Genomic DNA, 22503 nt, shown 5'->3' on the forward strand with positions numbered 1-22503 from the left:
TTCTCTTTTGGAGGACAGTTTGAAAAACGCTCCGTCGAGTGGGGGTCAAGCAGGCTAGTGATTCGGAGCTGTCGTCGGAAAGACCTATTTAGCCAGCACCGGCATTGTAAAATGATGGACGCGAGGGGGTTGTGGACCCTGGTCTGTATACTTGCAGTGGTGGGGTGCTCGGTGGCACTCCTGCCAGTCGCGTCGGCCACGCCCGGTGGAGTCGGGGTGGGTGATGTGGGATCGGAGCAGCCAGTGCTGCAGGAAACGACCAACGAGACCGAGCAGACGGCCAGTGAGAGTGAGCAACTCGACGACGCGGACGAAGTCCACATCGACGTGTTCGTTCACGAGAACGGTTCTGCGACGTTCGTCGTCGATTACCGGTTCGAGAACGACTCAGATGCGAACTGGACCGATCTTCAGGCGGACGTCGAAGCGAACGCCGAGGCGTACACCACCGAGGAGCGGGCGGACTGGAGCGAGATTCTCGAGGATGGGCAAAACGAGACCGAGCGCGACATGGAGATCAGGAACGTGTCGGTGGTGACTGACGTGAGTTCAGCGCCGCGGGAGCTCGGTCACGTCGAGTTTCGCTTCGAGTGGACGTCGTTTGCCTACGTCGAGTTGAATCGGATCGAGGCGGGCGATGCCCTCTCGGGCTTTACGCTCCCGTCGGATACCACGTTACAGGTCTTCCCGCCGGATGGGTACGTCGTCGACGCCGCCGAGCCGTCGCCGGACGATCCGCCCGAAGAAGCGGTCTTCTGGGACGGTGACGGAACGGAGTTTACGGAAGACCAGCCTTGGGTCGATCTCATGGAGGGCGGGAACGTCAGTGATCCGGTCGACGAGAGCGACGCCGATCCCGGGATGCCGTGGGTCACTGTCTTCGGCGCGCTCGCGTTGCTCGTTGCCGTCGGTGCTGTAGGCTGGTGGATCAGACACGAAGAGATACTCGCGCCGAGCGGTGACGCGAACGAGTCGGAGTCAACAGGAGCGACAGCTCCGAGCGGAACCGACGATTCTCACGGTGATAGTCCGCCACCAGAACTGTTGAGCAACGAGGAGCGCATTCTCCAGTTACTCGAGCAGCGGGGCGGTCGGATCAAACAACAGGAAGTCGTCTCGAAACTGGACTGGACCGAAGCTAAAACCAGTCAGGTCGTTAGCGGGCTTCGAGAGGACGACGAAATCGAAGTGTTCCGGATTGGGCGCGAGAACGTACTGTCACTCCCCGACGAGCGCGCCGGCGACGAGGAGTGACGAAGGCGTTTGCGGTCGTAACATTTGCGCCACGGGTAGGTTTTAATAGGGTGGGCGAGTACGACGATACCGATGAGCCAGTCCACCGGTAGCGCGCTCGCTCTTTTCGCTACCGGTGGGTCTGCCGTTTCCCGGCGGCGACGGCGACGGGCCCGTTGAGCCCGTCATACATACTCACCCTCGATCCCGTCCGTTTCGACGCCCCGAAAACTATATTTCTCCGGTTAGAGTACACTCTAACATTAAATTTCTAAATAAGCACCGATGAATTTAAGTCCGTCCCTTCGTTCTATTCGGATACGACATGACACGTGTGGCACTCGCGTTCTCGGGCGGACTGGACACGACAGTGTGTGTGCCGTTGCTCGAGGAAGAGTACGGATACGACGAAGTGATCGGCGTCACGGTAGACGTCGGGCAACCAGAATCGGAGTTCGAAGAAGCCGAAGAGACCGCCGAGGCGCTGGACCTCGAGCACTACGTGGTCGATGCGAAAGCAGAGTTCGCTGACTGCTGTCTCGAGGGGGTGCGTGCGAACGCGACGTACCAGGGCTATCCGCTCGGAACCGCACTCGCGCGTCCGGTGATCGCGAAAGCGATTCTCGAGGTTGCGACGGAGCAAGACTGTGAGGGCGTCGCTCACGGCTGTACTGGCAAAGGAAACGACCAGCTGCGGTTCGAAGCCGTCTGGCGCGACTCGGACCTCGAGGTCATCGCTCCCGTGCGTGAACTCGGACTCACCCGCGAGTGGGAAAAAGAGTACGCCGCGGAGAAGGGTCTGCCTGTCGAGGGTGGCAGCGGTGGCGACTGGTCGGTCGACACGAACCTCTGGAGCCGCTCGGTCGAAGGTGACGAACTCGAGGACCCGAACTACGTTCCGCCGACGGAAATCTACGACTGGACGGACGAGCCGACGGGCGAAACCGAAGAGATCGAAATTTCCTTCGAAGCGGGGTATCCCGTCGCCGTCGACGGCGAGGAGTACGAGCCCGTCGAACTCATCGAGTCTCTGAACGACCTGGCGGGCTCCTACGGTGTCGGCCGCACCGACGTGATGGAAGACCGTATGCTCGGCCTGAAGGTTCGCGAGAACTACGAGCATCCGGCGGCGACGACGCTTCTGAACGCCCACGAGTCCCTCGAAGGGCTCGTGCTCACCCAGGAGGAGCGCCAGTTCAAACAGCAGATCGACCAGCAGTGGGCCCAGAAAGGGTACGAAGGGCTCGTCGACGCGCCGCTCGTGAGCGCGCTCGAGGGCTTTATAGCCGAGACCCAGAAACGCGTGACGGGGACGGTGACGATCCGCTTCGAGGGTGGCAAGGCTCGCCCCGTCGCTCGTGACAGCGAGTACGCGGCTTACTCGGCGGCACACGCCTCTTTCGACACCGAGACGGTCGGCAAGATCGATCAGGCGGACGCGACGGGCGTCGCGAAGTACCACGGCTTCCAGCGTCGCCTGGCCAACGGCGTCCTCGAGAGCAAAGCTAGCGACGGCGACGGGAACGAAAGCGAGAGCGAAGACGGGAGCGAAACGGTCGAGCTCGCGACCGACGGCGGGAACGCCTCCACGGACGGCAATTAACGATGTTCGAGGAGAGCGGTCACGACGAGAGCGTCAGCGGCGACGACGAGAGTGTCGTCCGGCGAGACCGATTCAGCGGGGGTCCTGCCCGGAGTTTTCTCTCCTCGCTCGAGGCCGACCGGCGGATTTTTGCGGCCGATCTCGCGGTCGACCGTGCACACGTCGTGATGCTCGCCGAACAGGGAGCCATCGACGACGAGACGGCAGGTGCAATCCTCACTGCCTTGGACGCGATCGAGGTCGACGGCCACGATAGCCTCCCTGACGGCGAGGACGTCCACGAGGCGATCGAGACGGCCGTTATCGATCGCGTCGGCGAGGATGGTGGAAAGATGCATACCGCTCGCTCGCGCAACGACGAGGTCGCGACCTGTCTCCGCTATCGCCTGCGAGAAGACGTTCTCTCCGCGATCGAGACGACGCTCGCACTTCGCGAGTCGCTGCTTGCAGTCGCCGAGGAACACGACGAGACGATCATGCCCGGCTACACGCACCTCCAGCCGGCCCAGCCGACGACCGTCGCACACTGGGCGCTCTCCTACGAGGGTGCGGTGCGTCGCGACACGGCGCGCCTGCTGGAGGCGTACGATAGGGTCAACGAGTCGCCACTCGGCGGCGCGGCGTTCGCGGGCACGACGTTCGAGATCGACCGCGAGCGCACGGCCGAACTACTGGGGTTCGACGGGGTCGTCGAGAACTCGATGGACGCCGCCTCGAGTCGTGACTTCCTGCTCGAGACGGTGCAGGCGCTGTCGACCCACGCGACGACGCTGTCGGGGCTGGCAGAGGACGTGATCGTCTTCGCGAACCGCGGCTTCGTTTCCCTCTCCGACGACTACTCCTCGACGTCGTCGATCATGCCCCAGAAGAAGAACCCGGACACGCTCGAGCTCGTCCGCGCGGTCGCGGGCGACGCCGCGGGGACGGTCCAGGGGTTGACGACGACGCTGAAAGGACTGCCCCGCGCGTACAACCGTGACCTCCAGCGTGCGACGACTCACGCCTGGGAGACCGTCGACGCCGTCACCGAAGCCAGCGGGGTCACAGCGGGCGCGGTCGCCACCGCCGAGTGGAACGAGGAGACCCTCGCGGCGGAAGCGGGGGAGGGGTTCTCGACGGCGACCGGCGTCGCCGACCTGCTGGCGGCGAACGGGTTGCCGTTTCGGACGGCACACGAGATGGTCGCAGTGGCGGCGGAGAATGGAGGAGACTACGACGCCCTCGAGGCCGCTGCCGAAACGGTCCTGGGCGAACCGCTCGAGTCGTACGTCGACCCTGTGGCCGTCACTGATGCGCTCGATCCCGCCGAAAGCGTCGCGAGCCGCGACTCGCAGGGCGGACCCGCACCCGAGGCGGTCGCCGACCAGCTCGAGGCGGTCCGCGAGGCCGTCGAGAACGACGAGACCGAACTCACGGAGAGAGACGATACACTCGAGAAGGCACACGTACAGCTCCGCGCGGAGGTAACCGAGTATGTGTGAGGCTACACGACGACCGCTGTCGCCGGGAACACCACTACGGGGGTGGACGCGACTGCGGCGAGAGCGGCGGTCCCCTCGCGGGGACCGATAATACAAAATTTGACATGCTAAATTAGATCTTGCCGTAAACAGTTTCGCTGACTCTTTAGAACCATTTATAATAATATAATTTTACTGCTAATTTCGATAGTTTTAAGAATAGGCGTGTCGCAATAGCGAGTACGATGACCAACTGTGTCGAGTGTGGGGCCGAAACGTCCCTGCACGACGATCTGGAAGCTGGAGAGATCATCGACTGTACAACCTGCGGTGCCGAACTGGAAGTCGTCGACACTGCGCCGCCAGTCCTCGAGCGAGCGCCAGAGCTCGAAGAGGACTGGGGTGAGTGACATTGCAGATAGGAATCCTCTACTCACGGATTCGCAAGGACGAGAAGCTCCTGTTGAGCGAGTTGCGCGAGCGCGGCCACGAGGTCGAAAAGATCGACATCCGTAACCAGGAGTTCGCCGTCGGGAAGGTTCCCGAGGCGTTTGCCGACCTCGATCTCGTCGTCGACCGCTGTCTCGCCACGAGCCGCAGCCTGTACGCCACGACGTTCTTCGAGACCTACGGGATTCCCGTGGTCAACAGCAACGAGACGGCCGAAGTCTGTGCGGACAAGGTCAAGAACAGTCTCGCGCTCGAGGGAGCGGGCGTTCCCACGCCCGCGACGAAAGTCGCCTTTACGAAAGAGACGGCGATGGACGCCATCGAAGCCTTCGGCTACCCCTGTGTCCTCAAACCCGTCGTCGGCTCGTGGGGTCGGCTGATGGCGAAGATCGACTCACCCGACGCGGCCGAGGCGATTTTAGAGCACAAGGCGACGCTTGGCCACTACGAGCACAAGGTGTTTTACGTCCAGGAGTACGTCGAGAAGCCGGGACGTGACATTCGCGTGCTCGCGACCGACGGCGACCCCGTCGCGGCGATGGTCCGCTCGTCGGACCACTGGATCACCAACGCCGCGAAAGGTGCCGAAACCGACGTCTTCGAACTCGACGACGAGGCACAGGAGTTAGTCCAGAAGGCGAGCGACGCCGTCGGCGGCGGGCTGCTCGGCGTCGATCTGATGGAGACCGAAGACGTCTCCGAGTCACACTCGGAGGGCAGCCAGACGGAGTCTGGCCAGCGGTATACGGTCCACGAGGTCAACCACACCGTCGAGTTCAAAGCACTGGACGAGGCCGTCGAGACCGACGTCGCCAGCGCCGTCGTCGACTGGCTCGAGAAGAAGGCAGGAGCCGACGACGATCAACTCGAGGTGACCGTTTGATGGCCGCGGGCACGGAAACCGATCTGTCGGCTGACGACGCCGGCGAGACCGTCACCGCGTCGGTGATCGGCGGCACCGGCTTCACGGGCGGCGAACTGCTTCGGCTGCTGGCGGGCCACCCCAACGTCGAGATCAGCGAGGTGACGAGTCGCTCGAAGGCCGGCAAGAGCGTCGGCTCCGTTCACCCACCGCTGCGTGGGGCAGACCTCCGGTTTACCGAGCCTGACGACCTCGAGTCGATCGACGTGCTGTTTGCGGCGACGCCACACGGCGTCTCGATGGGCCAAATCGACGAGTTCTTCGACGTGGCCGATACGGTCGTCGACCTCTCGGCGGACTTCCGTCTCGAGAGCGAAGCGCAGTACGACGAGTGGTACGACGGCCACGACGCGCCGGCGTACTTAGAACAGGCCGAGTACGCCTTGCCCGAGATCAACCGCGAGAACCTCGAGGACGCCGAGCTTATCGCCAGCGGCGGCTGTAACGCCACCGCGACTATCCTGGGGCTGTATCCACTCTTCGAGCACGGCGTGCTCGAGGGTGGAGAGCAGGTCGTCGTCGACGTGAAAGTCGGCTCGAGCGAGGGCGGCGCGGGCGGCGGCGAGGCCTCGAGCCATCCCGAGCGATCGGGCGTCGTCCGTCCGTACGCGCCGACGGGCCACCGCCACGAAGCCGAGATCGAGCAGTTTCTCGGGACCTCGGTCGCCTTTACCTGCCACGCCGTGGACATGGTCCGTGGTGCGAGCGCGACGAGCCACGTCTTCCCGTCGGGCCCGGTCTCGAAGGGCGACTGCTGGAAGGCGTATCGTGGCTGCTACGAGGACGAACCGTTCGTCCGCATGGCCGCCGGCGGCTCCGGCGTCTACCGCTACCCCGAGCCGAAGGCGGTCGCCGGAACGAACTACGCCGAGGTCGGGTTCGAACTCGATCGCTCGAACGAACGCGTCGTCGTCTTCTCGGCGATCGACAACATGATGAAAGGATCGGCCGGGCAGGCGGTCCACGCCACCAACGTCGCGCTCGGCTTCGAGGAGACGGCTGGACTCGAGTGTACGGGGTTTCACCCCGTGGGGGCACCCTGAGATGACGGTCGTCGTGAAAGTCGGCGGCGCACGCGCCGTCGATCCCGCAGGTGCACTCGCGGATGTCGCCTCGCTGGTCGGCGAGGGGGAAGACGTGGTCCTCACCCACGGCGGTTCGACCGCCGTCGACGAGACCCTCGAGGATCTCGGCACGAAGCCCACGTACGTCGAGACGCCCGGAGGAGTAGTGGGACGGTTCACCGACGCGGAGACGATGGACATCTTCAAGATGGTGATGCCGGGGAAACTTAACACCGACCTCGTGGAGAGCCTGCAGAACGAGGGCGTCGACGCCGTGGGCCTCTCGGGTACCGACGGGAAGTTGCTCGAGGGGAAACGCAAGTCCGCCGTCCGCGTGAAAGAAGACGGCAAGAAGAAGATCAAACGCGGCGACCACTCGGGCACGATCGAGTCCGTGAACGCGGAGTTGCTCGAAACGCTCCTCTCGAGTGGGTACACGCCCGTCGTCTCCGTTCCGGTTCTCGGCGCGGAGAAAGACGGCGGCTACACCGCAGTCAACGCCGACGCCGACCGTGCCGCGGCGGCGATCGCGGGCGCACTCGAGGCCGAGCTCGTCGTCCTCACCGACGTGTCGGGGATTTACGAGGACCCCGCAGACGAGTCGACGAAGATCGACGTGGCCGCGACGCCCGCAGCGTTCGAGGCGGTCGAATCGGCCGCGGAGGGGTTCATGACGAAGAAGGTCATGGCGGCCGAGGAGGCACTCGAGAGCGGCGCTTCGAGCGTAACGGTCGCGACGGCAAACGCCGACGCACCGATCTCGCAGGCGCTCGCAGGAGAGGGGACGACTCTCGATCCCGGCGCAGTCGCCGACGGCGAGGAGGTGAGACAGTGAGCGACCACGACTTCGTCTCCGGCAGCAAGCCGATCGCCTTCGAACGGGGCGAGGGATCGTCCCTCTACACGCCCGACGGGACCGAGTATCTGGATGCCGGCGCGAGCTACGCCTGCACGCCGCTGGGACACAGCCATCCCGCGGTCGTCGAGGCGGTTCAGGAGCAAGTCGGCGACCTGACGTTCGTCGACTCCTCGTTTCCCGTCCAGTCGCGCGAGGACGCCTACGCCGCGTTCGTCGCGTCGACGCCCGACGGTCTCGAGTCGGCCTGGTTCTGTAACTCCGGCACCGAGGCCAACGAAGCCGCGCTGAAGTTCGCGCGGTCGGCAACCGGCGAGTCGAAGATCGTCGCCGCAACTCGCTCGTTCCACGGGCGGACGATGGGGTCGCTCGCGGCGACCTGGAAAGACGCGTACAAGGACCCGTACGAGCCGCTGGCTGGTGACGTCGAGTTCGTTCCGTACGGCGACGACGCGGAGCTCGCCGCAGCCGTCGACGACGAGACCGCGGCCGTCATCCTCGAGCCGATCCAGGGCGAAGGTGGAATCAACGTTCCGCCGGTAGGCTATCTCGAGCACGCCCGCGAACTCACCGAAGAAGTTGGCGCGGCGCTCGTCTTGGACGAGGTCCAGACCGGTATGGGCAGGACTGGCGAGATGTGGGCCTGCCAGAACGCCGAGGTGACGCCCGACGTGCTCACGACGGCGAAAGGGCTCGGTAACGGCCTGCCGGTCGGCGGTATTGCAGTACAGGACTGGATCGCCAACGGCGCGGCCTCGCACAACGCCACCTTCAGCGGCGGCCCCGTCGTCGCCGCGGCGGTCCACGCGACGATCTCGACGCTTTTCGAAGCGGAGTGGCCCGCTCACGCCGCCGAAATGGGCGACTCCCTCACGAGCGAACTCGAGGCAGCCGTCGGTGACGAGGTCCGCGACATCCGTGGCGAGGGACTGCTCGTCGGCCTCGAGTTGAAACGGGGGGCGAACCGCGTCGCCCGCGACCTGGCGATGAACCACCAGGTGCTCGCGCTGCCGGCGGGCCGGACCGTCTTGCGCCTGTTGCCGCCGCTGGTGATCGACGAGACGGAGACCGACGAGATCGTCAGTGCGCTATCGACCGTCCTCGCACCCGCGGCAGCAGCCGACTCATGAACGCGAAGATGGACGACATGGACGACGTCTCACTCGAGGACGCCCGAAGCCTGCTGATCGACCTCGTCTCGATCCCCTCGCCGACGGGTGAAGAAACCGAAGCAGCCAAACGGCTCGTCGAGTTCTTCGCGGCGCACGGCCGCGAGGCCTGGATCGACGAGATCGGTAACGTTCGCGCGCCGGCCGACGACGCCGTGCTGTTGACCTCGCACGTCGACACCGTCCCCGGCGAGATTCCAGTCGACGTGCAGCCAGCGGACACCGAGGACGTAGAGGCCGAGGTCGCCGACGAGGAGGGTGAAGACGTCCTCTGGGGCCGTGGCAGCGTCGACGCGACGGGACCGCTCGCTGCGATGGCGGCCGCTGCCGTTCGTACGGGCGTCTCGTTCGTCGGCGTCGTCGGCGAAGAGATCGACTCGAAAGGCGCACGCTACCTAGTCGACGATCGAGACGAGCCTCCGGAGGCCGTCGTCAACGGCGAGCCCTCCAGCACCGACGGAATCACGTTGGGGTATCGTGGCCTGCTCGCCGGTACCTACGTTGCGACCAGCGAGTCCGGTCACACCTCGTGGCCGGACCCGAACGCGATCCAGCGTGCCATCCGCTGGTGGGCGACCGTCGAAGAGCAGTTCGAGAGCGAGGAAGACGGCGTCGGTCCGCCGGACCGACGAAACGGAGGCGGTGAAGCCGCCGAAGTGCCCGTCTTCGAGCAGGTAACGACCAAACCGGTCGACGTCGACGGCGGCGTCAGCGACGACGGCCTCTCGGTCGAAGCGACGATGGACGTCCAGTTCCGGGTCCCGCCCGAACTCGAGGTCGAGACCGTCCGCGAGGCTGCGGAAGCCGAACTCGAGGTCGGGACCGTCACCTGGAACGACGAGGTCCCGCCCGTGATGACGAGCCCACGGACGGCGGTCGCACGAGCCTTCCGCGTCGCCATCCGCGACGCGGGCGAAGAACCACGCCTGGTTCGGAAGACCGGCACCAGTGACATGAACATCTACGCCGATGCGTGGGACTGCCCGATGGCCACCTACGGCCCGGGTAATTCGGACCTGGATCACGCGCCCGACGAACGCCTCTCGCTTGCGGCGTTCGACCAGTCCGTCGAGATCCTCGAGCGAGTGGCAACGACGCTCTCCGACGGCGACGATCGCTGACGCAGTAATCACATGACGCGGTTCGTTTACCGCTCGAGGAGGACGGACACCACCTCGAGCCCGACGCCGTAGACGGCGTGTCTCATCAGGTTCGTTGCGTCGCCGTTCGGGAAGGCCGGTGCCATCTCGACGCCGACCGTCGAGAGCCAGACCGGCATGACGAGAACCGCGAGGGCCACCCAGACGGCCAGTCCGTAGGCGAGTCCGGCGGCGACCGTACTGCGGGGAGTCAGGTCTCGATTCGTGGTCGAAACGATCGCGGCGAAGACGACGCCGAGTACCGCACCGTGGGCGACGTGGGTCGTCCAGCCGACGAGTCCACCCTCGAGGCCGTACATCGCCGGAATGCCCATCTCGAGGATGGCTGGCGTCTGGACGGACAGCAGGATGCCGAATGCGATCGCGGCGACGATGCCGCCGACGGTTCCGGCCTGTCAAGGCTCGAGTGCGGTTCCGCGCCCGACGCCGAATCGAGTGCTGTTTTCGATGCCATGGGGAGACACACTACGAGGTGACATACCCATGTCTCGGTTGGGAGCTGCCGCCGCACACTCGCCGGTTCCGAACCGTCCCGGGTGAATGAGACGCCGTCGGAATCGACTCGGCGCGCTGCCCTGTTCTCTCGCATCCTCGAGGCGTCGGTCATGCACTTCCTGTTGGCCCACTGCGGTGGAACCTCCGACCAGGTCGTCGAGAGCGATCGCTCGATCGTCTTCGATCGGGACGAGGCCCGACTACACCCCCAGAAGCCGCTGCGCAACTGGTTGCTCGAGTACCGGTGTTTTCGTTTACGAGGCCGAGAGCGGACGGTCTCGCTCGCCAACGCCGTATGCCGCTCCGAAGTCGAGGGCGAGTCGTGTGGTCGGCTTTATAAGTCCATAGTGTTGTATCTACGACACGGTTCGATGAAAGCCCTCCAGAAGATAGCGTCCGACGACACGTGGCGGTACGCGATTCTCGTCGGTCTCGCCTCGACTCCGTTTTCGGTGCTTATCTACTGGCAGTCGTCGAACGGGTACTCGTACGGGTTCGAACCCGTGTTTGTCGCCGGACTGCTCGTCGGGTTTCTCGCCAGCGGGCGCGAACTCGACGAGCGGCGGGTCGGTTCGCGGACCGGACTCGTCGCTCTCTTTCCGGCACTCTGGCCGTTCGTCGATACGCTCGTGTTCATCAGTGACCTGACGCAGTCGCTCTGGTTTAGCGGCGTGCAAGTCACGTTCCTCGTCGTGTTTTACGTATTTGCCGCTGGTCTTTCCATGCTGGTCGGAATGGTCGGCGCACTGATCGGCAACTGGCTGCTTACGACAGTTCGAAACGATACTGTGGCGCTGGCCAAAGCCGGCACGCTCTTCGTCTTCATCGTGGTCGTTCTCGCATCCTTCCGGTTGCTCGTCGGCGATCCACCGGGACGCAAGACCAGCCTGGAACACACGCTGTCGGTGGCAGTTTGGTGGGGCGGCGTCTGTGCAGTGCTGTACTACGTATTCCGCAAGTAGGATCGCCGATTCGAACACGATGTGTGACAAATCCTACAGTTACTGGTGCACTCTGATGATGTATGGCCTCCCGTGACTCGAGCACAGAACACAGTCGGATAGAAGGCGTTCTCCTTCTCTGTCTCGGACTCGCTCTCGTCGGATACGGAGTCGGTCAGCGGACGGACACCATCGAATACAGTGTTCCCGGTGTCGTCTCTCTCGTCGGGGGGACCACGCTGCTGGTGTGGGGGGCTGTCACTGCACTCCCGCTCGTGAATGCAGTCGAACCGAGGGCGTCCACGATAGTACTGGCGCGTGCTGTCCGGCTTCCCGAACAAATCCGAGGGCAGCATCGACGACGTCGCGTGATAACCGGACCCGTTTCGGTCTTCGTCCACGTCGTCGGTATCGAGTTCCGTCGTCGCTGTCTCCGACGTAAGAATCGTCCCGAGACAGCCAGCGAGGGCACCCATCGTACCAGCGGTACAGGTTCCAAGCAGGGGTCGGCACTCCATACGCTTGACTGAACTGTTACTCGGCAAATATTGTCTGTCCGTCTCGAGTTCGAGTCTCCGAATTCGTGGACAGCGGAAAATCGGCCACAACCCACGCTCTTTTCCCCCTCGCTTGCCTCTCGGTCGACAATGAGCCTCAGTCTCTCGGCCGACCAACCGGCCGCGCCCGCCGTCGCCGACGACGGCGTCTGGCTCGAGTGTATCGAGTGTGACGAACCGTTCGCCCCTTTCGAGGATGTCCGCTACACCTGCGACGAGTGTGACGGCCTGCTCGAGGTTCGCTACGCCGACCACCCCACCTTCGACGACTTCGAAGGCGAGGGCGTCTGGCGCTACGCCGAGGCCCTGCCGCTCGAGGACGGTGTCACCACCCAGGAGGGTGCGACGCCGCTGTACGAGGTGCCGCGACTCGAGGAGGATATCGGCGTCGAGGCCCTCCGAATCAAACACGAGGGGATGAACCCGACGGGATCGTTCAAGGACCGCGGGATGACCGTCGGCGTCGCCGTCGCGACGGAACTCGGCGTCGACCGACTCGCCTGCGCGTCGACTGGAAACACCAGCGCCGCGCTCGCAGCCTACGGCTCCCGCGGCGGGATGGAGACGCTCGTTCTCCTGCCCGCGGGGAAAGTCGCCGCCGGCAAGGTCGCCCAGGCGAGTCTCCACGGCGCACGCATTCTCGAGGTCGACGGCAACTTCGACGCCTGCCTCGACATCGTACAGGAACTCGCCGCGAAAGGGGAGGCCTACCTGCTGAACTCGCTGAACCCCTTCCGGCTCGAGGGACAGAAGACGATCGGCCTCGAGATCCTCGAGGCGTTCCGCGAGGAGTACGACGCCTTCCCGGACCGAATCGTCCTGCCGGTCGGCAACGCTGGCAACACCGCCGCGCTGTACAAGGCGTTTCGCGAACTCGTCCAGGCGGGCGCGCTCGCTGAAGACGAGGTCCCGAAACTGACGGGCGTCCAGGCGGAAGGAGCCGCGCCGATGGTCGAAGCGATCGAGAACCGTGCCGACGAAGTTCGTCGCTGGGACGACGTCGAGACCCGTGCGACGGCGATCCGGATCGGCAACCCGGTCAACGCACCGAAGGCGCTGCCGGGCATTCGAGAGACCGGCGGCACTGCGGTCTCGGTGAGCGACGAGGAGATCACCGAGGCCCAGCGCGACCTCGCGGGCGAGGGGATCGGCGTCGAGCCAGCCTCCGCTGCCTCGATTGCGGGACTGCGGAAACTGCGAGCAGAGGGAGTCGTCGACGACGACGAACGCGTCGCCTGCCTGACGACCGGCCACCTGCTCAAAGACCCCGACGCGGCGGCGGCCGCCGGCGCGGACCCGGAGCCAGTGCCGGCGGATACGGAAGGAGTTCTCGCGAGCCTTGCGGGTGAGAGCTCGCCGGATCGATAGATCCGACGGCGTGCTAGTACTCCGCCAAGCGTCGACTGACGGGTCGAATCGAGCCCCACCGCCAGATTCGACCCCGCAGTGCAGGCTTGGGCCGCCACTATAGCACCTGCAAAGTTGAGCGCGTGACGGACGTCCGACGCGTCTGACGGCCGACTGACTGAACCTTTTCCCCGAACGAAACGTACTCGAGGAGTGGCCCATGTCCGCCGAGAACCGACCCCACTCCCCCCACGAGAACCGACCCCCCGAGTCAGGCGTCGGACCCGCGACGAGTCCCGACGTCGAACTCGAGTTCCAGTCCCCCTCGCGAACCGAACCCGAATCCGAACTCCACTTCCAGATCGAACGAACGAAACTGCAGACCCGTGTGACCGCCCTCGAGCGGGCCCTCGAGACGAGCGAACGACAGCGAACGGAGATCGTCACCCAGTACGAACGCCTGCTCGAGGAACGAACCGACGAGGACGACGCCACCGGGGACGAGACCGCCGGGTTGGTGGCCCGGTTGCTCGGGTGCTGGCGCTGAGTCGTCTCGACTCGCCGGACGCCGTCTTAATTCGGTTTTCCGTTTTGGCTGTCTTTGACGGCCGACTACGATCGGATTCGGTTGATCTGGTCGACAATCTATTGTTCGACCGGACGCTCACCGGCACTGCCATTACATCGGTATGTGAAAAAATCATTAAGTTTGTGTTCGGGATAGCGCTCGGTATGGGCGAGCGTAACAGGCTGGTCGATCGGCGTACAGTGCTTCGAGGAGTCGGTGCTGGAGCGGTCGGACTCGCAGGCATCGGCACAGCGACGGCACAGGAGGCGGTGACGATAACTGCCGTCTGGACCGACGACGAGGAGGAAGACTTCCTCGCAGTGGTCGACTCCGCCGAGGGGGAAACCGGGCTCGACATCTCGTACGAACCCCGGGACACCGAAACCCTCCTGACGGAGACGCTAATGGACTACGAGGTAGATGTCGCAACGGCGGACATCGTCGTACTGCCGACGGAAGGACGGGTGCAACGCGACGGGGCTGCAGGCCACCTGGAGCCGCTCGGTGAGCTGTGGGACGAAGACGACTACACGACCGAACACGAGCGGGTCGCGGTCGACGGCGAACCGTACGCCGCGCCGTTCGGCGGCGACATCAAGCCCGGGTTCTGGTATCGGCCGTCGTTCTTCGACGAGCACGACCTCGAGGAGCCCGACGACTACGACGCGTTCCTCGACCTGCTCGGGGAGATCGACGGCATCGAGGGTGTGGAAGCGCCGCTGGCCTCGGGGAACGGCGATGGCTGGCCGTTGAGTGACGTGACCGAGGCGTTCATCCTCCGGCAGGAAGACGGTGCTCAGTTGCAGAGCGATCTCATCGACGGCGAGGCCTCGTTCACCGACGAGCGCGTCGTCACCGCCTTCGAGGAGTTACAGGAACTCCTCCAGGCGGGCTACTTCAGCGAGGTTCGGGACTTCGGCATCCAGTACGAGTTCTTCTGGGAGAACGAGACGCCGCTTTACTTCATGGGGTCGTGGACGCCAGCGTTCGGCGCGATCGAAGATCCAGACGACTTAGATTACTTCATGCTCCCCGGCGCGGAGGCGATGGTGACGAGCATCAACTGGTTCACTGTCCCGACGTATGGAGCGAACGTGGACGCGGCACGAGAAGCCGTCGAGGCGATCATCTCGCCCGAGGGACAGCAGGTCTGGACCGAACGGGGCGGCTTCATTCCGACGGCCGTCGACGTGCCGGACGAGGCCTTCGAGGTCGACATCATGCGCGAGATTTCGGAGGACGCGGACGAGGTCGAACTCGTCCCCGACCTGGACGACGCGTTAGGTGATCCGTTCCAGGCGGAGTTCTGGTCTCAACTGCTGGGCCTCTGGGCAGAACCGGATCAGGAGATCGAACCGATCGTCGAGGCCCTCGACGACGTGTTACAGGAGACCGTCGAGGACGAGATGTAAGGACTGAACCGTGGCAACGCTCAGCGAGGACGACGCCGACATCGGCGACGAGGAACAGGGTGGCGACAGTATCGAGGGTGGGGACGAGGGTAGCCTCCTCGAGTCGCTGGTCGTCGTCGGCCAGGAGATCCGACGGAGTAGCGCCAACGCCATCGCCGTCGACTTCCTGTACCTATTCACGACAGCGTTTTTCGCTACGCTGGCGGTTCGCGGGTTCTGGCCGGCGGTCATCGCGGCGTTGCCGATCGCGGTCCTGCTCTCGTTTGCGTGGCTGTCCTCGCGGCTGTTCTTCATCACGAACGTCCTCGTCATCGTCGTGACCGTAGCTGTGACTCGAGCGGGGCACGTGCCGTTGTAACAGTTCGGTTTATCTGGAATCTACCCTAATCTATTGTTTTTGCAGGAATCTTCTCACCCAACCACCAGTACCTGGTTAAAATTCATCCAGATCACACCGCAACCAACCATCACCAATTGCCCCAAAGTCGCCGCAGTCTATTGATCCTACAGAGCGGCGGCGGTGCAGAAGTCTTCACAAGGAAGTGGCAGGACGAGTTTGATGCGTCCAGCAACAAAGCCGTCCTACCGGGTAACGATACGGTCGCACAGGTTTTCATACTGACGGACAGAAGTCGATGAAGAGAATTCGCTGGACGGGAGCGACGAATTCTCACAATAGTTCTGTCCGACAGTATCAAAGCTCTGGAGACGGAGACAACGGCACTTCTTGAGCCGCTTGATCTCTCGTTTATCGGCGTCTGCAAGGACCTCGGCCTCGGATCCCCACGGGTCCGAGGCCGAGTCAGAGTCAAATCGCACCTCTTCCTCACTCTATGCCTCCGGGTTGCCGTTGCGCTCGCTAACCACCATCGAGGAAACGATGTCGCTAGTGCTTTGGCAAGCCTGAACGGATGAGTGAAACCGAATGCGGTCGTCTGGTTTCACTCATCAGTCGACGCTTGGCGGAGTACTAGCTCACCGATCACGCTATGAGAACTGTTCTGCACCACCGCTCATACGATCTCCTGTAGTCACTTACCGCCGATCGCCGACCCCGTCCTGGCGATCGGCGGTAAATAGTTACAGCAGTCCGTATCAGTGAATGTCTAAGCTGGCTCATCACGGAACCGTTCTACATCGTCTTCTAACTCGTCAAAATCGTTGTCTGCTCCAACAAGCAATGTTCCGTCGACGGATTCGGCTGTCGCAAGGGCGTATGCATCTCCAAGTGCCATGGTGTACGCTTCTTTGAGCGCAGCGGCAATCTCCCAGCACTCTCGAGGGTCATACACTGCAACGCCCAGTTCCTCGAGCCGGTTCAGGCTTGCTCGGACATCGTCGGGGCGAAACCCGACTCGAGAGCCAACATACAGTATCTCTGTTTTTGTGACTGGGCTAATGTACCCATCCACCTCTCCAGATGCTACTCTATCGATCCACGCTTCGACGACGTCACTCCCAGGTTCGTCGTCCAAATAGGCAACGATTGGTTCAGTGTCGAAAACGACCGTGTCCGTCATTCTTCCTCTCGTTTGCCGGAGAAACGCTCGACTAGCTCATCGGCCCGCTGCTTGTCGCGTTCTCGTTCCTCACGAAGGATAGCTGTCGCGGGACGCTCCTCATCGCCGTCCCGCTCGAGGCCGCGAAATTCTCGCATCGAACCAACTGGACGGACGACGATTTCCCCTTCATCGTTCTCGACGAATTTGACTCGGCCTGGAGCAGGGATGCCGTGTTTTTCTCGGAGGCGCTTTGGGATCGTTGCCTGCCCCTTTTCAGTAACCGAGACGATGCGTTCCTCACCGTTCGATTTTGTATTACTCGACACAGGTATTACTTTTCTCTAAGGATACTTAACGCTGTTCCCAGATCAACCCGCACAAGCCAGAACTCTTCTCACAGCAAGTTCGTGAATGGGAATTATACGGTACACGGAATTCAGTTTCGAGGACTCATTCTACAGATCGTATTCCCAGCTACCGGTAAGCAGAGGATTGTAGTTCGAAGGGAAGAGGGGCGAAGTCAATCCGCGACGGCCGCGACCATCCCGCGTTTGTAGTACCGTTCCAGCATCAGGAACAAGATCACGGGGACGGCCATCGTCATAATCGAGCCGGCCGCGATCATCCCCCACTCGACCTGGACACGCCCGCGCATCAGCGGCAGCACCTGCGGCGCGAGGTACAGTTCCGGCGACCGCATGAACACCAGCGGGAAGAAAAAGGCGTTCCAGACCCAGGTAAACTGGATCACCGCCACCGAGACGAGTGCCGGCGTCGACAGCGGAAGGATGATCGTCCGGAAGATCTGGTACCGCGAGGCCCCGTCGATGCGCGCGGCCTCCTCGAGTTCCTTCGGAATCCCCAGCAGGTAGTTCCGGAGGAACAGGACGACCCAGCCCAGTCCCCAGCCGATGTGGATCAGGATCAGCCCCATGTAGGTGTCGAACAGGCCGATCTCGCGCAGGGCGTTGTAGTTGCCCATCGCAACCAGTTCTGGCGGCGCGGCCATCACCAGCAGGATGAGGAAGAACAACGTCGTCTTCAGCGGGAACTCGAAGCGGGCGAACGGATACGCCGCCATCACGCCGAGCAACATCACGACCAGCACCGCCGGAATCGTGACGATAAAGGTGTTGAGCAGCGCCCGACTCATCGGTGCGGTACTGTAGTTCCACGCCTGGACGTAGTTCTCGAACGTGACCGTCATGCCCTCGAGGTGCCACCAGCCGCCGATAATCTCCGAGAGCGGGCGGAACGACGCCATAAACAACCCGATGAAGGGAACGATCCAGAGGACGGCAATGGTGATCGCTGCGACGTACTTGAGCGTCCGCCGCTTTGCGGGCACGGCGTCGGCAAGCCGCTGTTGCCAGTTGCGGTCCGCGTCCGGGGCGGTGTCGGGGACGTCCGCGACGCGCAGATACCGCTCCTCGGCGGGGCCGTCCTCGATTCCCGCGTCGGCACCGGTCGGCTCGAGGGGGTCGTCTTCACTCACGTCGAATCACCGCATGCGCGCGATGTATAGCGCGAGTGGGGCGACGATGAACAGCTGTACCAGCGCCACCACCATCGCCATGCCGTAGTCGACTGTCGGCCGGAACGCGGCCCGATACACCTCGATGCCCAGCACCGAGTAGGCGTGGTCCGGGCCGCCAGCCGCGCCGCCGGCGGCGTAGACGATGTCGAACACGCGCATCACCCAGATGATCCCCATGATGACGACGACGGCAGTTACCGGTTTGACCAGCGGCCAGATGACGTCCCAGAACCGTCGCCACGGCCCGGCACCGTCGACTTTCGCCGACTCGATCAGCGAGGGATCGATCGCGGAGAGGGCCGAACTGTACAGGAGCATGCTGAACCCGGTATGGACCCAGATTCCGCCCGCGATGAGCGCGTAGATGGCTACCTGCGGTGACTGCGTCCAGTTGCGAACCCACTGGCCCTGCCCGATCACCCGGAGGAACTCGTTGAAGATGCCGGCCTGGGGATCGTAGACGAACATGAGGACCAGCCCGATGACGATCGGCGGGACGGTAAAGCCAGCAAAGACCATCGAGCGGAGGATGCGCCGGCCCTTCAGATCGGCGAACAGCAGCGCCAACGCGAGGCCGAGGAACGTGCTCGCGGGGACGTGTACGACGACCCACAGGAGGTTGTGAGTGAGCGCGCCCATCGGATACTGGAGGACCTGTATGTTCGACCAGTGGACGACGAGCGGATCGGTGAGCGATCGAATCCAGTTGTCCAGGCCGACGAACTCCTGCATCGTGAACGTCTCCCAGGAGTAGAAGCTCCCGATCACCGAGTACGCGATCGGCCCGACGGAGAAGATTCCGAACAGCGTCAGCCCGGGAATCAGGAACACGGCGATGGCGATTGCCTTCTCGCGATCGACGTCCGGGCCGACATCCAGCTCGCGATCGCCCTCGAGTGCATCGAATCGATCTCGTAAGCTCATGGCGTGGTTCCTCCGTCCGCATCTTATCCGACCAGCTCGCCGTTGTCGTCGTACAGGTACGCGTCCTCGTCGGCGAACGTCAGGTAGACGGTGTCGCCGCGGTCGACGGTCGCGGTCGGTTCTTTGGCGTTGACGAGTTGGTCGTTGACCGAGACGTTGATGAGGTCGTACTCCCCGAGCGGTTCGATGGTGTCGACGGTCCCCTCGATCGCGTTTCCGGAGGACGGCTGCGTGGTCGTGATGGTCAGATCCTCCGGTCGAACCCCGAGTGCGACGTCGGCCCGCTCGGTCGTCGTCACGACGCCGGCCGCGTTCGGGTCGCCCTGGATGGCCGTCCCGGATTCCCTTTTCGGTTCGGTTTCCACGACGGCTTCGTCGCCGCTGGGTTCGATCCGGCCCCGATCGCCCGTCATCTCGTCTACTGCGACGGTTCCTGCGTCGCCGAGGTCGATCGTGCCGTTACGACGCGTCCCCTGGAACAGGTTCATCGGCGGCGATCCGATGAACCGGGCGACCCACGCCGTCCGGGGGCGCTCGTACAGCTCCTTCGGCGGTGCGAGCTGCTGGATCGTCCCCTGGTTCATGACCGCGACCCTGTCGGCCATGCTCATCGCCTCCTCCTGGTTGTGCGTGACGTAGATCGTCGTGATGTCGAGCTCGTTCTGGAGGCGTTTCAGCTCGATGCGCATCTCCTGGCGGAGCTTCGCATCCAGGTTCGACAGCGGCTCGTCGAGGAGGAACACCGTCGGCTCACGGACGATCGCGCGGGCCAGCGCGACTCGCTGGCGCTGGCCGCCGGAGAGTGCCGCCGGTTTCTTGTCGACCTGGCCCTCGATGTGGAGCAACTCCGTGACCTCCTCGACTTTCCGGTCGCGCTCGTCGGGGGGAATCCCGCGAACTTTCAACGGGTAGCCGATGTTCTGTGCGACCGTCATGTGGGGATACAGCGCGTAGTTCTGGAAGACCATCGCCACGTTCCTGTCGCTGGACGACCGCCCGTCGACTCGCTCGTCGTCGAAGAAAATCGCACCCTCCGATGGCTGTTCTAGTCCCGCGACGAGTCGCAACGATGTCGTCTTCCCACACCCCGACGGACCGAGAAAGACGAGAAACTCGCCGTCGTCGACCTCGAGGTCGATCTGGTAGTTCGCGACAGTGTTCCCCGCATCGAAATATTTGCTTACGCCTTCCATGCGGACCAATGCCATACGATGATTGTACGCCGGATTCTATCATTAAACCCGGTTGTACGGCCTGGTTTGCTGATATGACCGTTCCGGAGAAAGGCACGGAAGGCCGACGTTCGAGCCGGTTGAAGAGTCGGATCGGTCGAGATGAAACCGTCAGAACCGAGACACTCGCCGACATTGCGGCCGTCGGCGTACGATACGGCCCGGAGACTCGAGAAGAAAAGAGCGGGACCGAGTCGAGCGCTCAATCTGTCTGTCCGATCGTGGTGGTTTCCGACTCCGTAGCGGAGTCGGCTGCCGACTGGGGTTCTCGAACGTCGCGAACGTACTCGAGGAAGTTGTCGAAGACGAGTTTCGCGGGGCAGGCGGCGCGATAGTTCTCGGGGGTGATCTCGGCGAGGATCGACTCGAGGCGCTCCTCGGAGAGGTCTTTCCGCTCGACGAGTTCACGTGCAGTCTTCGTGTCGAACTCGGGATGGAACTGGACGCCGAAGACGTGGTCGTGGCGGAACCCGTGGTTCGAGTAGTCGTTCTCGGCGATCGGTGTGGCGGCTGACGGGAGTTCGGATACCTCGTCGAAGTGGCTGGTGAAGGCGACGAACTCTGCGGGGAGACTGTCGAACAGCCGCGACTCCGTGACCTGTTCGATTTCGCTGTACCCGACTTCGTAGACGCCCATGTCTTCGACTGTTCCACCGAGGACGTCCGCGAGTAGCTGGTGGCCCCAGCAGACGCCGAGGAAAGGGAGGCCGCGGTCGATTGCGTCGCTGACCCAGTCTTTCGTCGTCTCGATCCACTCCTCGTCCCAGTAGACCGACGACCGCGACCCCGTGACCACGACGCCGTCGAAGTCGAAGTGGTCCGGAACCGTGCCGTCGGTGACGTCGAACTCGGCGAGCGAGGCGTCGAGTTCGCGCCGAAAGTTCCGCGTCGTGTTCGCGTCCCGGTGGGCTGCGTTCAGGACGGCGATACGGAGTTGCCTCATCGAAACCTAGTGGTTACTCGACGACAATATGCCTTCCGTCCCTTTGGTCGTTACTGCGATCGGAAACCGCGAGTCGGCCGGGGCGTGTGGCGGCCGTCGTTGCCACGGATCGAACACGCCAGTTCGTGACTCGAGACGGCGTTGCTCGGAGAGCTGGCACTCTCCGTCGTCTCACCAGCGCCACTGGCAACTCCCAGCAGCCACGGCGTCATCGGACGCACGAATCGGCGACCACCGGTTCCAGCGCCCCCGTCTACTCCGCCGAGTGTTCTTCGAGAAACCCACGTAGCCGATCGTTGACCGTCCGCGACCGTTCGATCGTCACGAGGTGGCCCGCTCCCTCAAGTTCGACGCACTCGCCTCGCGGCAGCCTACGCGCGAGGTCCTGACCGGCTGAAACAGGAACCAGTGTGTCGTCTGCTCCGTGGAAGAGCCGCGTGGGCTGGGTCACCTCGACGAGCCAGTCGGTCGCGTCGAACCCCTCGAGTGCGCCGACCTGTGCCTCCCAGCCCGCACGATTCGCGTCGCCGTCGGCCCGCCAATCGACGATCCCGTCGACGACGTCTGGCTGTGTCTCGCGGAACGCGGCAGAGAGAACCGTCTCGAGTGACTCCCGGAGTGCGCTCCGGGAGTCGGGCGGCGCGAACAGCCCCTCGAGGTCGAACGCCGATTCACGGGCCGCAGTCCCGATCAACGTCAGCGTCTCGACGCAACTCGAGGTCCGTGCTGCTTCGAGTGCGATCGCACCGCCGAGTCCGAGGCCGACGACGTGGGCGTTGCGAGCGTTGCAGTTCGACAGGACAGCCTCGAGATCGTCTGCGAGCGTCTCCAGATCGTAGGGTCCTGGTGGTGCGTCCGACCGGCCCGTCCCCCGGAGGTCCCAGGCGACGGCTTCGAAGGGGCCGGCGAGGGCGGCGTGTTGCCACCCCCACGACCAGCCACCGAGGCCGGCTTCGGGGACGAACACGACCGTTTCGCCCTCGCCGTCCCGTTCGTAGAATAGTGAGACATCGCCGTTCGTCGCAGTTGGCATACGCCCGCTACGCTGGCAGCGGGGAGAAAAGCGACGGTTTCGGTCAGCCGTTCAGGCGCGCTCGAATCGCTCGCGTGCCAGCCTCGAGGTCGATC

Annotated in this window: 22 protein-coding genes; 14 read left to right on the forward strand and 8 right to left on the reverse strand. The window is 63.6% G+C overall.

What is annotated here, in order from left to right:
* The first annotated feature begins 114 nt into the window (after positions 1-114).
* From NATGR_RS07840 to NATGR_RS07880, 9 genes are all read left to right on the forward strand, one after another.
* Positions 115-1254, forward strand: a complete 1140-nt coding sequence (locus NATGR_RS07840; RefSeq protein ID WP_015233450.1) for a helix-turn-helix transcriptional regulator — start codon at positions 115-117, stop codon at positions 1252-1254.
* Between the two features lie 304 nt (positions 1255-1558).
* The gene (locus tag NATGR_RS07845; protein ID WP_015233451.1) at positions 1559-2836 is read left to right on the forward strand and encodes an argininosuccinate synthase; all 1278 of its coding nucleotides are present in this window, start codon (positions 1559-1561) and stop codon (positions 2834-2836) included.
* A 2-nt stretch (positions 2837-2838) separates the two neighbouring features.
* A complete protein-coding gene (gene argH, locus NATGR_RS07850) occupies positions 2839-4317 on the forward strand; it encodes an argininosuccinate lyase (RefSeq protein ID WP_005578609.1) in 1479 nt (492 codons plus the stop codon).
* 224 nt (positions 4318-4541) lie between these two features.
* Positions 4542-4706, forward strand: a complete 165-nt coding sequence (lysW, locus tag NATGR_RS07855) for a lysine biosynthesis protein LysW (protein WP_005578607.1) — start codon at positions 4542-4544, stop codon at positions 4704-4706.
* The gene (lysX, locus tag NATGR_RS07860; RefSeq protein ID WP_005578605.1) at positions 4703-5629 is read left to right on the forward strand and encodes a lysine biosynthesis protein LysX; all 927 of its coding nucleotides are present in this window, start codon (positions 4703-4705) and stop codon (positions 5627-5629) included. Before lysW ends, lysX begins: the two co-directional genes overlap by 4 nt.
* Positions 5629-6711, forward strand: a complete 1083-nt coding sequence (gene argC, locus NATGR_RS07865) for an N-acetyl-gamma-glutamyl-phosphate reductase (RefSeq protein ID WP_005578604.1) — start codon at positions 5629-5631, stop codon at positions 6709-6711. Before lysX ends, argC begins: the two co-directional genes overlap by 1 nt.
* 1 nt (position 6712) lies before the next feature.
* Positions 6713-7567, forward strand: coding sequence for an acetylglutamate/acetylaminoadipate kinase (locus NATGR_RS07870; protein ID WP_005578602.1), 855 nt, complete (start codon positions 6713-6715; stop codon positions 7565-7567).
* A complete protein-coding gene (locus NATGR_RS07875; protein WP_005578600.1) occupies positions 7564-8718 on the forward strand; it encodes an aspartate aminotransferase family protein in 1155 nt (384 codons plus the stop codon). Before NATGR_RS07870 ends, NATGR_RS07875 begins: the two co-directional genes overlap by 4 nt.
* Positions 8715-9878, forward strand: a complete 1164-nt coding sequence (locus NATGR_RS07880) for a [LysW]-lysine hydrolase (RefSeq protein WP_005578598.1) — start codon at positions 8715-8717, stop codon at positions 9876-9878. Before NATGR_RS07875 ends, NATGR_RS07880 begins: the two co-directional genes overlap by 4 nt.
* 26 nt (positions 9879-9904) lie before the next feature.
* On the opposite strand, the gene NATGR_RS07885 is transcribed toward NATGR_RS07880, so the two are convergent.
* A complete protein-coding gene (locus tag NATGR_RS07885; protein WP_015233452.1) occupies positions 9905-10231 on the reverse strand; it encodes a hypothetical protein in 327 nt (108 codons plus the stop codon).
* Positions 10232-10453: 222 nt separating this feature from the next.
* Here NATGR_RS07885 and NATGR_RS20540 point away from each other — a divergent pair, with 222 nt between their 5' ends.
* From NATGR_RS20540 to NATGR_RS07915, 5 genes are all read left to right on the forward strand, one after another.
* Positions 10454-11374, forward strand: a complete 921-nt coding sequence (locus NATGR_RS20540) for a DUF5518 domain-containing protein (protein WP_005578593.1) — start codon at positions 10454-10456, stop codon at positions 11372-11374.
* A gap of 626 nt (positions 11375-12000) precedes the next feature.
* Positions 12001-13278 carry a threonine synthase gene (thrC, locus tag NATGR_RS07900; RefSeq protein WP_005578590.1) on the forward strand — a complete coding sequence of 426 codons (1278 nt, stop codon included), beginning with the start codon at positions 12001-12003 and terminating at the stop codon, positions 13276-13278.
* A gap of 199 nt (positions 13279-13477) precedes the next feature.
* The gene (locus tag NATGR_RS07905) at positions 13478-13804 is read left to right on the forward strand and encodes a hypothetical protein (protein WP_005578588.1); all 327 of its coding nucleotides are present in this window, start codon (positions 13478-13480) and stop codon (positions 13802-13804) included.
* A gap of 185 nt (positions 13805-13989) precedes the next feature.
* Complete coding sequence (locus tag NATGR_RS07910) at positions 13990-15237, forward strand: ABC transporter substrate-binding protein (protein WP_049887857.1); 1248 nt, start codon at positions 13990-13992, stop codon at positions 15235-15237.
* A 10-nt stretch (positions 15238-15247) separates the two neighbouring features.
* Positions 15248-15595 carry a hypothetical protein gene (locus tag NATGR_RS07915; RefSeq protein ID WP_005578584.1) on the forward strand — a complete coding sequence of 116 codons (348 nt, stop codon included), beginning with the start codon at positions 15248-15250 and terminating at the stop codon, positions 15593-15595.
* A 748-nt stretch (positions 15596-16343) separates the two neighbouring features.
* Here the strand turns inward: NATGR_RS07915 and NATGR_RS07920 are convergent.
* The 7 genes from NATGR_RS07920 to NATGR_RS07950 all read right to left on the reverse strand — a co-directional run bounded on the left by NATGR_RS07920 (position 16344) and on the right by NATGR_RS07950 (position 22408).
* Positions 16344-16757 carry a type II toxin-antitoxin system VapC family toxin gene (locus tag NATGR_RS07920; RefSeq protein WP_005578582.1) on the reverse strand — a complete coding sequence of 138 codons (414 nt, stop codon included), beginning with the start codon at positions 16755-16757 and terminating at the stop codon, positions 16344-16346.
* Positions 16754-17065, reverse strand: coding sequence for an AbrB/MazE/SpoVT family DNA-binding domain-containing protein (locus NATGR_RS07925; protein WP_005578580.1), 312 nt, complete (start codon positions 17063-17065; stop codon positions 16754-16756). Before NATGR_RS07925 ends, NATGR_RS07920 begins: the two co-directional genes overlap by 4 nt.
* Before the next feature lie 194 nt (positions 17066-17259).
* Positions 17260-18234 (reverse strand): carbohydrate ABC transporter permease, encoded by a 975-nt coding sequence (locus tag NATGR_RS07930; RefSeq protein ID WP_005578578.1) that lies wholly within the window; start codon positions 18232-18234, stop codon positions 17260-17262.
* 6 nt (positions 18235-18240) lie between these two features.
* Complete coding sequence (locus NATGR_RS07935) at positions 18241-19200, reverse strand: carbohydrate ABC transporter permease (RefSeq protein WP_005578576.1); 960 nt, start codon at positions 19198-19200, stop codon at positions 18241-18243.
* 23 nt (positions 19201-19223) lie between these two features.
* On the reverse strand, positions 19224-20393 hold the full coding sequence (locus NATGR_RS07940; RefSeq protein ID WP_005578573.1) for an ABC transporter ATP-binding protein: 1170 nt from the start codon (positions 20391-20393) through the stop codon (positions 19224-19226).
* 241 nt (positions 20394-20634) lie between these two features.
* Positions 20635-21375 carry a type 1 glutamine amidotransferase gene (locus tag NATGR_RS07945; protein WP_005578571.1) on the reverse strand — a complete coding sequence of 247 codons (741 nt, stop codon included), beginning with the start codon at positions 21373-21375 and terminating at the stop codon, positions 20635-20637.
* A 253-nt stretch (positions 21376-21628) separates the two neighbouring features.
* On the reverse strand, positions 21629-22408 hold the full coding sequence (locus NATGR_RS07950; protein WP_005578569.1) for an alpha/beta fold hydrolase: 780 nt from the start codon (positions 22406-22408) through the stop codon (positions 21629-21631).
* Positions 22409-22503: the final 95 nt, after the last annotated feature.

The sequence above is a fragment of the Natronobacterium gregoryi SP2 genome (assembly GCF_000230715.2).
Classification (GTDB): domain Archaea; phylum Halobacteriota; class Halobacteria; order Halobacteriales; family Natrialbaceae; genus Natronobacterium; species Natronobacterium gregoryi.

Bases quoted from the DNA above. Each gene is read 5' to 3' on its own strand.
- NATGR_RS07840 (WP_015233450.1), top strand. From the start codon at position 115: ATGGACGCGAGGGGGTTGTGGACCCTGGTCTGTATACTTGCAGTGGTG.
- NATGR_RS07845 (WP_015233451.1), top strand. From the start codon at position 1,559: ATGACACGTGTGGCACTCGCGTTCTCGGGCGGACTGGACACGACAGTG.
- argH (WP_005578609.1), top strand. From the start codon at position 2,839: ATGTTCGAGGAGAGCGGTCACGACGAGAGCGTCAGCGGCGACGACGAG.
- lysW (WP_005578607.1), top strand. From the start codon at position 4,542: ATGACCAACTGTGTCGAGTGTGGGGCCGAAACGTCCCTGCACGACGAT.
- argC (WP_005578604.1), top strand. From the start codon at position 5,629: ATGGCCGCGGGCACGGAAACCGATCTGTCGGCTGACGACGCCGGCGAG.
- NATGR_RS07870 (WP_005578602.1), top strand. From the start codon at position 6,713: ATGACGGTCGTCGTGAAAGTCGGCGGCGCACGCGCCGTCGATCCCGCA.
- NATGR_RS07880 (WP_005578598.1), top strand. From the start codon at position 8,715: ATGAACGCGAAGATGGACGACATGGACGACGTCTCACTCGAGGACGCC.
- NATGR_RS07885 (WP_015233452.1), bottom strand. From the start codon at position 10,231: ATGGGCATTCCGGCGATGTACGGCCTCGAGGGTGGACTCGTCGGCTGG.
- thrC (WP_005578590.1), top strand. From the start codon at position 12,001: ATGAGCCTCAGTCTCTCGGCCGACCAACCGGCCGCGCCCGCCGTCGCC.
- NATGR_RS07905 (WP_005578588.1), top strand. From the start codon at position 13,478: ATGTCCGCCGAGAACCGACCCCACTCCCCCCACGAGAACCGACCCCCC.
- NATGR_RS07910 (WP_049887857.1), top strand. From the start codon at position 13,990: ATGGGCGAGCGTAACAGGCTGGTCGATCGGCGTACAGTGCTTCGAGGA.
- NATGR_RS07920 (WP_005578582.1), bottom strand. From the start codon at position 16,757: ATGACGGACACGGTCGTTTTCGACACTGAACCAATCGTTGCCTATTTG.
- NATGR_RS07935 (WP_005578576.1), bottom strand. From the start codon at position 19,200: ATGAGCTTACGAGATCGATTCGATGCACTCGAGGGCGATCGCGAGCTG.
- NATGR_RS07940 (WP_005578573.1), bottom strand. From the start codon at position 20,393: ATGGAAGGCGTAAGCAAATATTTCGATGCGGGGAACACTGTCGCGAAC.
- NATGR_RS07945 (WP_005578571.1), bottom strand. From the start codon at position 21,375: ATGAGGCAACTCCGTATCGCCGTCCTGAACGCAGCCCACCGGGACGCG.
- NATGR_RS07950 (WP_005578569.1), bottom strand. From the start codon at position 22,408: ATGCCAACTGCGACGAACGGCGATGTCTCACTATTCTACGAACGGGAC.